Raw genomic sequence first — 11,622 nt, forward strand, 5'->3', positions numbered from 1 at the left:
AAAGCCGCGCGGGTGGCCGCCGCCGCCCGGCCGCCCCGCGCGCCCCGTGGCCCGATGCCCGGCCTGAGCAACCTGCTGGTCATTCTGCGCGACCGGCGCTTTCACCTGTTCGTCGGGTTTGGCCTGCTGCTCGCCAGCCTCTACCTCACCATCGCCTTCACGTCATTCCTGTTCACCGGCCACGCCGACCAGAGCATTGTGGCCGGTTTGGGCAGCACGCCGCTCCGGGAAGCCGGCCAGGAATCGGGCAACTGGCTGGGCCTACTGGGCGCCTGGGCGGCCGAACTCTTTATCTACAAGCTGTTTGGCATCGCCGCGTTTGCGCTGATTCCGGTGGTTTTTTTCCTGGGTTATAAGATTGTGTTCCGCACCGCGACGGGTTCGGTGAGCTACGTGCTGGCGCTCGGGCTGTTTGCTATGGCCTGGCTGAGCGTGCTGATGGGCTACGTGGTGGTGACGCTGGCCACGCCCGGTGCCGACCCCGCCCTGGCGCACCGACTCGACTTTTTGTGCGGCGGGGTAGGTTTTGAAGCCGCTTCCTGGCTCGATAGCCTCATTGGCTGGGGCACGGTGCTGCTGCTGGCTTTCGTGCTGATTTCGTTCGTGGTATTCTTCTTTAATGTCACCAGCATCAACCTGGGCCATTTCCGCCGCTTGGGCGTGGAAGACGATGCCGAGGAAGACGCCGAAATCGAAGCCGAGCTGGCGGCTGAACAAGCCGCCGCCGTGGCGCCGGTAGTGGCTGCCCCGCCGGTGAGAGCCAGGCCGGCCGCGCCGGTACCCGTAGCGGCTCCGGTGGCCATCAGCCCGGCTGCCGACGAGAAGGACGGCCGGGCCGCGCTCCAACTGGATGAGGAGGAACCCGCCGCGCCCGCCATGGAGTTTGAGCCAGCCCCGCGCCTGGGTGCCGGCGTGGCGCTTTCGGTTGCGGCTTCGGAGGTTGCCGCCGTGGCCGCAACTGCGGCAGCCGTGGTGCCGCTCGTGGCGGCCGGGCCGGCTTTTTCCATCGAAATGCCCACGGCCGACGTGGCCCCGAGTGTGCCCGCGTCGACCATTCCCACGCCGCTTTCCCTGGCCGATTTGGCCGACAGCGACCTGTCCGCACCTGCTCCAAAGGTTGAGCTGCCGGCCCCTCGCTCGCTGGAAATCACCACGCCCGGCCGCGACGACCTGGACCCCAACGCCGGGGCCGCCATTGCCGCCGTGGCCGACGAGGACGAGGACGCCGACGCCATGCCCAACGTCAACTACGACCCCACGCTGGACCTCTCGCGCTTCCAGTTCCCCACCCTGGAGCTGCTCAACGACTACGGCACGCCCAAGGCCCAGGTCACCAAGGAAGAGCTGGAAGCCAACAAGGACCGCATTGTAGAGACGCTGGGCCACTACGGCATCAGCATCGCCAGCATCAAGGCCACCATCGGGCCCACGGTCACGCTCTACGAAATCGTGCCCGAGGCCGGCGTACGCATCTCCAAAATCAAGGCTCTGGAGGATGACATTGCTTTGAGTCTGGCCGCCCTGGGCATCCGCATCATCGCGCCCATTCCGGGCAAGGGCACCATCGGTATTGAGGTTCCGAATGCTAAGAAGGAGATGGTGAGCATCCGCTCGGTGCTGGGCTCGGAGAAGTTTGCTCGCTCGGAAATGGACCTGCCCATCGCCTTTGGGCGCACCATTACCAACGAGGTGTTCGTGGCCGATTTGGCCAAGATGCCCCACTTGCTCATGGCCGGTGCCACGGGCCAGGGTAAGTCGGTAGGCCTGAATGTGATTCTGGCCTCGCTGCTCTACAAGCGTCACCCCGCACAGCTCAAATTCGTGCTCGTGGACCCTAAAAAGGTGGAATTGAGCATCTTCAACAAGATTGAGCGCCATTACCTGGCCAAGCTGCCCGACACCGACGAGGCCATCATCACCGACACGAAGAAGGTGGTGAACACGCTCAATTCGCTGTGCATGGAGATGGACCGGCGCTACGACCTGCTGAAAGAAGCCGGCTGTCGCAACCTGAAGGAGTACAACCACAAGTTCATCGAGCGCCGCCTCAACCCCAAGAAAGGCCACCGATTCCTACCCTTCATCGTGCTGGTAATCGATGAGTTGGCCGACCTGATGATGACGGCCGGCAAAGAGGTGGAAACGCCCATTGCCCGCCTGGCCCAGCTGGCCCGCGCCATCGGCATTCACCTCATCGTAGCCACCCAGCGCCCTTCGGTGAACGTGATTACGGGTATTATCAAAGCCAACTTCCCCTGCCGGATTTCCTTCAAGGTGACCAGCAAGATTGACTCGCGGACCATTCTGGATACCGGCGGCGCCGACCAGCTCATTGGGCAGGGCGATATGCTGTTCTCGGCCGGCTCGGACCTGATTCGGGTGCAGTGCGCCTTCATCGACACGCCGGAGGTGGACCGCGTGTGCGACTTCATTGGCGAGCAGCAGGGCTATTCCGATGCCTACCTGCTGCCCGAAGTGGCCGGCGCCGACGGCGACGCGGGCAGCGGCAACGAGGAAATGGACCCCTCCGAGCGCGACTCCATGTTTGAGGACGCGGCCCGCTGCATCGTGCTGCACCAGCAGGGCAGCACCAGCCTGCTTCAGCGCAAGCTCAAGCTGGGCTACAACCGCGCCGGGCGGCTCATCGACCAGCTCCAGCACGCGGGCATTGTAGGGCCGTTCGAGGGCAGCAAGGCCCGCGACGTCCTCATTCCCGATGAATATCAGTTGGAACAGCTACTTAACAGCCTGAGCAAATAGCCGTTATCGTTGGCTGCCTTAGCTAATCACAGTAGGTTAGATGCCTCCTATGCTGGGCCTTACTGCTGCTAAAAACCGGAAGGCTAATTATTTTTCTTCTAATTGGCCCTCTGGTAGCACTTTGGCCGGTCGTTTGTTAACCCAAAACCGTATTAGGCCATCAGAGCTCTTTTCGGGGCTCTCCGCTCTTCCCTCTTAAAATGAAAAAATCACTTTCCCTGCTGTTCCTCGCGGCCACGCTGGCATTGCCCGCCGCCGCCCAGCAAGACCCCAAAGCTGGCAAAATACTTGACCAGATGAGCGATAAGTACCAGTCGTTGAAGGCGTTCCAAGCTAATTTTACGCAGACGCTGGAGAACCCTTCGGCTAAGGTGAAGCAGAATATCAGCGGTGATATTTTGGTGAGTGGCCAGAAATTCCGGCTGAAAATCAGCGGCCAGGAAGTCATCAACGATGGCAAAACCACCTGGACCTATCTCAAGAATGAGAACGAAGTAAACATCTCCGATTCGGACCCGGAATCGCAGGAAATGTCTCCTTCCCAGATTTATACCATGTACAAAAAGGGGTACAAGTACACCTACGTGCAGCAGGTGCAGGAAGCTGGCGAAGCCATCGACATCATTGAGCTGTCGCCCGAAAACCGTCAGAATGACGTGTTTAAAGTGCGGTTGAAGGTGCGCAAAAAGGATGCTTCGGTGAAAAGCTGGCAGATGTTCAAAAAGAACGGCAACCAGTACACCTTTGCTATCAAGAAATTCCAGCCCAACCCGCCCGTTGATGCCAGTACGTTTGCCTTCGACAAGGCCAAGTACAAAGGCGTGAAAGTGGTGGACCTGCGGTAATCAATTAGTTATAAGTTTGTAGTTATCGGTTGTTAGGCCGATTGATACTGCGGTCCGCTTCGACAGAGGCGGACCGTTTTTATTTGCGCGGTAGCCAGTTTTACCGCCGACAACGGACAACCAACAACTAACAACTAATTTGCAGCCATGCGCGAGGACTTCTACCACTACGTCTGGCAGCACCAGTACTTCGACAAAACCGACCTGCGCACCGCTGCCGGCGAGGAAATCCAGGTATTGCGCCCCGGCCACCGCAACGCTGATGCCGGGCCCGACTTCCTGAATGCCCGCCTGCGCGTGGGCGAAGTGGAGTGGAACGGCGCCGTGGAAATCCATTTGCGCGCGTCCGACTGGGCCCGGCACCAGCACCAAACCGACCCCAAGTACGACCAGGTAATCCTGCACGTAGTGGGCCAGCACGATGCCGACGTGGCCCGCACCAACGGTAGCCTGATTCCGGCGCTGGCCTTGCAGCCGCGCCTGCTGCCCGAGCTGCTGGCCCGCTACGAGGCTTTGGTAGAGGCGCCGGCCGCCGCCCCGCTGCCCTGCGCCCCGCTCCTGAATCGGGTGCCCGAAATCACGAAGACCATGATGACCGAGCGCGCCCTACTGGAGCGGGTAGAGCGCAAGGCCGACGCGGTGATGGCACTGCACCAGCACCTCGGGCAAGACTGGGAAGCTACGGCCTACCACGCCCTGATGGCGGCCTTTGGCTTTCAAAAGAACAGCGAGCCCCTGGCCCGCCTGGCCAAAGCCGTGCCGCTGGCCGTGCTGCGTCGCCATCGGCACGACCAGCGCCAGCTGGAAGCGTTACTCTTCGGGCAGGCCGGATTTTTGGTTGATAATGAGGAAACCAGCGGCGATGACTACATCCAGGACTTGAAGCGCGAGCATGCGTTTCTGAGCCACAAATACAACTTGGAGGCCACGGCGTTGCGGGTGCACGAGTGGAACTACCTGCGGCTGCGGCCGGCTAATTTTCCGCCGGTGCGACTGGGGCAGCTGGCGGGCTTGTTGCACGCACGGCCGGCGCTGTTCGACGCCCTGCTCACGGCGCAGCATGTGGGCGCACTCACGGAGTTTTTTCGGGCGCCGGTGCCGCCTTACTGGCGCACGCACTACCGGCCCGGCCGGCCAGGCAAGGTCCCGGCGCTCGGCAAAAGCAGTACCGACCTTCTCATCACTAACGTGGTGGTGCCTTTGCGTGTGGCCTATGCACGCCACGTGGGCCAACCAGAGCTGGTGGAAAGCAGCGTGGCCCTGCTCACCGAGTTGCCGGCCGAACATAACCAGTTTACAGACGTGTACGAGGCCCTGGGCTTTACTCACCGCTCAGCGGCCGACTCGCAGGGCTTGCTGGCCCTGCACAAGAATTACTGCGCGCCCCGCCGCTGCCTGCATTGCGTCATCGGCAGCCGCCTGGTGCAGCATCCACGAGCAGTTTAATGAGAATATTACTAGCGATTTTGCTTAATATGGGGCTGTTGGCCGTGCTGTTGCCGTGGCTACGGCGGCAGTGGTGTTGGGCAGACCAGCGGTGGTGGCGACTCGCGTTGGTGGGCGGCCTGGGCCTGCGCCTGGGGCTCGGGGTAGCCCGCAGCTGGACGCCCCAGCTGGATTCTGCCTTCATGAGCAACCTGAGCAAGCAGATAACGGCCCAGCTGTGGGCCGCGCCCGCCAACGCGTTCAACACCCTCACCCAGGCCGTCACCGTCATTCGCATCCAGAACGAAGCCGGGGCCGACTACCAGGCCGTGTATCAGGGCCTGTCCAATACCTGGTTTCTGGTGAAGCTGCTGGCACTGCTGAATTTTGGGTCCTTGGGCATCGGCGCTATCAATGGTTTCTACCTCAGCTTGTTCGCCTTTGTGGGGTGCTGGCAGCTGGTGCGCCGGTTGGCGGAGGTGTTTCCCGGTACGCCGGCGGGCGCGGGCGTGGTGGCTTTCCTGCTGTGGCCTTCGGTTTGGTACTGGTCCACTGGCATCAGCAAAGAAGCCATGTTGCTGGGCAGTGGCGCCTGGCTCACGGCCCAGGTTGTGGGTAAGCTGTACGGAAAAGGCCGTTCTGGCACAATGCCTTTGGGCCAGCAGCTGCGTTGGTTGCTGGGCAGCAGCGCACTAGCGTTTTTGCACTTCAAGATGCGGTATTTCTTTGCCATGCCGCTCCTCGGGGTGCTCGTGGCGGTGGCGCTGCTGGCTGGCTTGAAACAGATAAAGGTGGTACGGGCGCGCTGGGCGCAGGTGGCCGTGCTGGCGGTGCTGCTGGCTGGTGGCGTCTGGCTTGCCCCAATGCTTAGTCGCGGTTTCACGGCCAATAAGTTTACCAGTCAGGTTATTAAGGTGTACACCTTCGAAGCCTACCATTCGGCCGGGAAACCTCACTTTGAGTACCCGGCCCTGCGGCCAACTATCGAGAGCTTCGCCGCGCACGCGCCCCTGGCGGTAGCCAACGCGCTGACCCGGCCCTGGCTGGGCGAATCGCGCTTGCCCATGTACATCGTCGCGGGCCTCGAAAACGCGTTTATGCTGGGGCTAGTGGTTCTGGCCGCTGTTGCCGTGGGGCGGGGGCGGGCCGGCCACCTGCCGTTTGAGCTGGGCCTGGGTTTGGCTATTTTCTGCATGACGCTTGCCTTTTTGATAGGGCTCACCACTCCTAACCTGGGTTCGTTGAACCGTTATCGAAGCGAGCTGATGCCTTTTCTGGTGCTGCTGCTGCTCCAGAATGACTATGCCGCCGCCTTGCTGCGCCGCGTGGGTTTGGGCGCCCCGGTTAAAGACGAATTGTAAGCCTTGCGCTGCCAGTGGCGTAACTTTGCCGTCCGTTCCACCGCCGTTGGGGCCATTATGCCCCGAGCGCGAACGCTCAACTGAATACCGCCTTTTATGGAAAATCCCGTTATTATTCTTGGTGCCCAAACCGTTGGTACGGCCGTGCTCGATGCTTTTTTGTCCAACGAAATAGTCGTGTATTGCCTGCTCGACGATGACAAGGCCCTGCAAGGGACGGAGTTGCTCGACGTGCCCGTGATGGGCAACACCGACGACGGCGAGATGCTGAAACTGCTCGGAAAGAAATGCGAGGTATTTGTGGCCACCGAAGACACCGCCAGCCGCCGCAGCCTCACCCAAATGCTGCGCACCGAATACGAAGCCGTGCCCGTCAATGCCATTCATCAGCGCGCCAGCGTGGCGCCGCACGCTACCTTGGGCCACGGCAACTACGTGGGGCCCAATGCGGTAGTGGCCGCCACTGCCACGCTAGGCGATGGCTGCATGATAGGTGCCAATGCCGTGGTAGAAGCCCGGACGAGCGTCGGTAACTTCGCGCAGCTGGGCAGTGGTGCTTTGCTCGGGGCCGATGTGCAGGTAGGCGAGCTGGCCTTTATCGGCGCGGGCGCGGTGGTGGTGGCCGGCGTGAAAATCGGCGACAAAGCCCGGGTTGGTGCGGGCTCGGTGGTAGTGGCCGACGTGCCCAACGGCCAGACTGTATTTGGCAATCCGGCCGTGAAAGTATGATTTTTAGCTGTTAGCTCAAAGCTGTTAGCTGTTAGCTTTTGTTCAATGGGAACAAGGTCCAGCATCAGCTAATAGCTAACGGCTAGTAGCTAACAGCTGAAAAAATGTATCAGGTTCTGCTTTATTACTGCTACGCGCCCATCGAAAACCCGGAGCAATTCCGGGACGCGCACCACCGCTTGTGCCTGGAGCTGGAGTTGCGCGGGCGCATCATCGTGGCTGCCGAGGGGCTGAACGGCACCGTGTCGGGCACCGTCGAAAACTGCGCCCGCTACATGGCCGCCGTGCAGGCCGACCCGCGTTTTGCCGCCCTGGAATTTAAGGTTGACAACGTGCCGGCGCACACCTTCCAGAAGCTTCACGTGCGGGTGAAGCCCGAAATTGTGCACAGCAGCCTGCGTCACGTGCGCCCGCACGAGAAAACCGGGCAGCACCTGTCGCCCCAGGAGTTCAAGGCTCTGAAAGACCGCGACGATGTGGTGGTGGTGGACGTGCGCTCGGATTACGAGTACAACCTCGGCCGCTTCAAAAACGCGGTTACGCTGGACATGGAGAACTTCCGGGACTTTCCCGAGCGGCTGGAGCGGCTGAAGGAGTTCAAGGACAAGAAAATTCTGACCTACTGCACCGGTGGGGTGAAGTGTGAAAAGGCCAGCGCCTTCCTATTAGAGCAGGGTTTCGAGAACGTCTACCAGCTGCACGGCGGCATCATTAAATACGGCATCGAGGCCGGGGGCGAGGACTTTGATGGCCAGTGCTACGTTTTCGACAACCGCGTGGCCGTGGACGTGAACTCCGTGAACCCCACGGTGATTTCGCGCTGCCAGCACTGCCAGCAGCCCAGCAATCGGCTCGTGAACTGCGCCAATCCGCATTGCAACGCCCACCTGCCGCTCTGCGAAGCCTGCGGCGAACAGTTGGAGGGCGCCTGCTCGACGGCCTGCGCCGCCCACCCCGACAAGCGCGCCTACGACGGTACCGGCGCGTACCCCAAACTCAGCAACCATTACAATCCCGCGCAGGGACTGGCCTCTTACGGGCAATTAAAAATTAAAAGTTGAGAATTAAAAATGGGTTGGCCGACAAAGCTTTATCCATTTTTCATATGTTCCGGCTTTTCGCTGAATTTTTAATTTTTAATTCATGATTTTTAATTCAACCACATGTCGATACCTTCCTCCGAGCTCATTCTGAATCCCGACGGCACCATTTACCACCTCAACCTGCTGCCCGACCATATTTCCGATACCATTCTTACCGTGGGCGACCCCGCGCGGGTGGCGCAGGTAAGCCGGCATTTCGATTCGGTAGAGTTCGAAACCACGCACCGTGAGTTCGTGACGCACGTGGGGTATTTCCGCGGCAAGCGCCTCACGGTGCTGAGTACCGGCATGGGCACCGACAACATCGACATTGTGATGAACGAGCTCGACGCGCTGGTCAACATCGATTTCATGTCGCGCACGGTGCGTCCGGTGGAGGAGCGGCTGAATTTGCGCATCATTCGGCTGGGTACCAGCGGCAGCCTGCAGCCCGACGTGCCCATTGGCGCCATGCTGGCTACCGAGCACGCCGTGGGTCTGGATAGCCTCATGCAGTTCTACCCGCTGGTGGAAACCGGCCTCGAAACCGAAATTGCCATCGGGCTGCAACAAGCGCTCGGGCTCAATTTTGTGCCTTACGTGGTGCGGGGCTCCGATTTGCTGCGCGAACAGCTGGGCGCCGGCCTGGTGATGGGCAACACGCTCACCTGCCCCGGTTTTTACGGGCCGCAGGGCCGCGTTTTGCGCCTCGACTTGCGGCAGCCGGCCTACATTTCTCAGCTGCAAAAATTCCGGCACACCAGCGCCGAGGGAGAATTCCGTCTGGACAACTTCGAAATGGAAACGGCGGGCTACTATTCGCTGGGCCGTTTGTTGGGGCACGAAATGCTTTCGCTGAATGCCATCGTGGCCAACCGGGCTACGGGCGAATTCGCGGAAAATGCCGCCGCCGTGGTCGATGCCATGATTGAGCGCACGCTTTTGCTGCTTTAGGAAGTCGGGCAAAAGGAATTTGGTCATGCCGAATGCAGGCGAGGCACTTCGCTCGCACCGTTCAATAGTGCGAGCGAGATGCCTCGCCTGCCTTCGGCATGACGGCCCGGAAACCACGATTCCTTGGGTGATTTCCTATTGGCAAATCAGATAATGCCGCCGCCGATGAAAAGGCGGAAACAGGCGATGAGAATGGCAATGCCGTTCAGCGTCATACCAGTTTTGCGCTGCCCGAAGGCACCGATAATTAGCCCAATCACGGCGAAAATCAGGATGAACCAGTTGGCCCAGCCCAGAAATGGAAAAAGTGCCAATAGCGCCAGAAGCAGCGCCACAATTCCCCAGAGGGTTGAAATGATGTTCATGTGAATAATCAGCTTGCTGCCGACGGGGCAATGATACGCTAATAAAAATCGAAGCCGAGTACGGCCCGCATGGGCACCGTTGCCCCCGATTTCAGCGTGAGGTGTTCGGCATCGGCGGCCCATACGGTGGTGGCCACCCGCTTGGTAGCGCCGTCGGCCGTTTGAAAATAGATGTCCAGCTTGCCTTGGTAGGCATTGCCCAGCTTCACGGCCCGGTCCGCATCGGCGCGACGGCGTTGCCGGTCAGTTGCTTCGGCCACCACGTCTTCGTGCGAAAACAGTAGGTTTTGAATTGACTCTTTTTCAACTATTTCAACGGTGGCGGCGGTGGGTATAAATGACATGGTGGAACAGGATTAGCCGAACAGTAAGGGAGTTGGAAATATAGAACTTGTTTTGGCCTGTAAACGGGGTTTCAACCTGGTCAGTCTAGTTTTTTTGCAAAAAACTAGGGAAGCTGAGCCAGGAATTCCATCGTGTCCACGCGGTCGGCATATTCATCGATGCCGGGGGACTGCGCCTGGCCAAAGGGCAGGCTGCCCGCGAACCGGCCACCGGCCGATACCACGCATTGCGTTTGGGCCGCGATGTCGGTGAGCTGGTCTACCAAATCAACCTCGCTTTGATATTCAGCGTAGTGCGCCACCGAAATGGGCGACACCAGCGCCGCCTCGGCCCGCAGCAGCAAAAAGCCGTTGTCGAAGTGTGGCACCCGATTCACCAGCAAAATGCTCTTGTTGTAGTCGTAGTTGTTGTTGTATTTGTGGTGGTGGAGCACGCCTTCGTGGTTTTGCAACGCATCGAGCAGCGGCACGAAGCTGTAGCCAGTGGGCACAAATAGCTTGCTCACGTTGCGGCAGCCCAGGCCATAATACTGGAAAATATCGGGGCCGAGCCGGGCCAGTTCCTCACTGGTTTCCTGGCCCGTGAGCACGGCCACGCTGGTGCGGTTGCGCCGGATGAGGTGGGGTTTCCTGCCAAAATAAAACTCAAAATAGCGCGCCGTGTTGTCCGAGCCGGTCGCAATGAAGGCATCGGCCGCGTTCAGCCGGGGCAGAATTTGAATGAAATCGGTGAAGCGCGGCTCCAGTTGCGTGAGTGCTTCGATTAGCCACGTCATCAGCACAGTGTCGTCGGCGCTGAGCTTGGCCAGCAGCCCGTGGCCGCTGAGCAGTACGCATAGCAGGTCGTGAAAACCTACCAAGGGAATGTTGCCGGCCATCACGACGCCGATTTGGTGCATGGTGCTGGGCTCGGGCGGGTATCGGCTGGCCCAGCGGCGCAGGGGCGCTTCGGCCAGCAGGTGGGCAATGCCGGCCACGGCGGCCCGCACATTGGGTTCGTCGAACCAGGCGTTTTGGTTGCGGGCCCGGGCGGCCAGCGTGGTCATTTCGTCGGGGGTGAGGGCGGTGAGGCGATGGCCCAGGGCCACAAAAGCGGCTAAACGTTCGGCGTGATTCATAACAAAAGGAAGTGACTCCGGCCAAATACCTGGCTCGGAGCAGACAAAAGCCCCGCAAAATTGGGCTAAACCATGCAAACCCAGCCGTTGTTAGTTAATTTTGTATGCCCCAAAGAACGGCGGCCGGCCGCCCTTTTACGTAAAGGCCCGCAGTTCCTCTTTGGTTTACTTCACTCCCTGACCCCCGACGCCCCATGGCCATCATGATAACCGACGAGTGCATCAACTGTGGTGCCTGCGAGCCGGAATGCCCAAATAATGCAATTTACGAGGGCGGTGCCCAGTGGCGCTGGGCCGACGGCACCAGCCTGAAAGAGGTAACCGCTGCCGATGGCACCGTGGTGAGCGGTACCGCCACCCAAACGCCGGTATCGGATGAATACTATTACATCGTATCCGATAAATGCACGGAATGCGTGGGCTTTCACGAGGAGCCACAGTGCGCTGCCGTCTGCCCCGTCGATTGCTGCGTGGACGACCCCGACCTGCGCGAAACCCGCGAGCGCCTCCTCGAAAAGAAGGAGTGGCTGCACCTCGCGGCGTAGGTTTCGTTGCTAAAGTTTGTAAAAGGCCGCTTCTCAGGGAGTGGCCTTTTTTTTTGCGGCCGGTTGGGTTGGTTGTGTGCGGCCTAACGGCTAG

General features: G+C 60.1%; 11 protein-coding genes. 8 read left to right on the forward strand and 3 right to left on the reverse strand.

The annotated features are described in order from the left end of the window. The 7 genes from GM79_RS24155 to GM79_RS05070 all read left to right on the forward strand — a co-directional run. On the forward strand, positions 1-2,760 hold a 2,760-nt coding region (locus tag GM79_RS24155), incomplete at its 5' end, for an FtsK/SpoIIIE family DNA translocase (protein WP_081867563.1). Between the two features lie 200 nt (positions 2,761-2,960). Further along, positions 2,961-3,605: a LolA family protein gene (locus GM79_RS05045; RefSeq protein WP_035560248.1), complete on the forward strand. Its 645-nt coding sequence runs from the start codon at positions 2,961-2,963 to the stop codon at positions 3,603-3,605. A gap of 147 nt (positions 3,606-3,752) precedes the next feature. Beyond that, positions 3,753-5,051 (forward strand): DUF2851 family protein, encoded by a 1,299-nt coding sequence (locus GM79_RS05050; RefSeq protein ID WP_035560251.1) that lies wholly within the window; start codon positions 3,753-3,755, stop codon positions 5,049-5,051. Positions 5,052-5,080: 29 nt separating this feature from the next. Further along, a complete protein-coding gene (locus GM79_RS05055; RefSeq protein ID WP_035560254.1) occupies positions 5,081-6,391 on the forward strand; it encodes a hypothetical protein in 1,311 nt (436 codons plus the stop codon). A gap of 96 nt (positions 6,392-6,487) precedes the next feature. After that, the gene (locus GM79_RS05060; protein ID WP_035560257.1) at positions 6,488-7,120 is read left to right on the forward strand and encodes a NeuD/PglB/VioB family sugar acetyltransferase; all 633 of its coding nucleotides are present in this window, start codon (positions 6,488-6,490) and stop codon (positions 7,118-7,120) included. Between the two features lie 104 nt (positions 7,121-7,224). Continuing rightward, positions 7,225-8,181: a rhodanese-related sulfurtransferase gene (locus tag GM79_RS05065; protein ID WP_035560260.1), complete on the forward strand. Its 957-nt coding sequence runs from the start codon at positions 7,225-7,227 to the stop codon at positions 8,179-8,181. 102 nt (positions 8,182-8,283) lie between these two features. Then, positions 8,284-9,156 carry a nucleoside phosphorylase gene (locus tag GM79_RS05070; RefSeq protein ID WP_035560263.1) on the forward strand — a complete coding sequence of 291 codons (873 nt, stop codon included), beginning with the start codon at positions 8,284-8,286 and terminating at the stop codon, positions 9,154-9,156. Between the two features lie 146 nt (positions 9,157-9,302). Here the strand turns inward: GM79_RS05070 and GM79_RS05075 are convergent, their stop codons facing one another. The 3 genes from GM79_RS05075 to GM79_RS05085 all read right to left on the reverse strand — a co-directional run bounded on the left by GM79_RS05075 (position 9,303) and on the right by GM79_RS05085 (position 10,983). Next, positions 9,303-9,521, reverse strand: a complete 219-nt coding sequence (locus tag GM79_RS05075) for a hypothetical protein (RefSeq protein ID WP_035560266.1) — start codon at positions 9,519-9,521, stop codon at positions 9,303-9,305. Positions 9,522-9,559: 38 nt separating this feature from the next. Further along, entirely contained in the window at positions 9,560-9,865 is a 306-nt protein-coding gene (locus tag GM79_RS05080; protein WP_035560269.1) for a hypothetical protein, read from the reverse strand. A gap of 104 nt (positions 9,866-9,969) precedes the next feature. Beyond that, positions 9,970-10,983 carry an acyl-CoA reductase gene (locus GM79_RS05085; protein ID WP_035560272.1) on the reverse strand — a complete coding sequence of 338 codons (1,014 nt, stop codon included), beginning with the start codon at positions 10,981-10,983 and terminating at the stop codon, positions 9,970-9,972. A gap of 194 nt (positions 10,984-11,177) precedes the next feature. On the opposite strand from GM79_RS05085, the gene GM79_RS05090 reads away from it, so the two are divergent. After that, positions 11,178-11,528 (forward strand): 4Fe-4S dicluster domain-containing protein, encoded by a 351-nt coding sequence (locus GM79_RS05090; RefSeq protein ID WP_035560273.1) that lies wholly within the window; start codon positions 11,178-11,180, stop codon positions 11,526-11,528. Positions 11,529-11,622: the final 94 nt, after the last annotated feature.

Origin of the sequence: Hymenobacter sp. IS2118 (genome assembly GCF_000715495.1) — a bacterium.
Taxonomy (GTDB): Bacteria; Bacteroidota; Bacteroidia; order Cytophagales; family Hymenobacteraceae; genus Hymenobacter.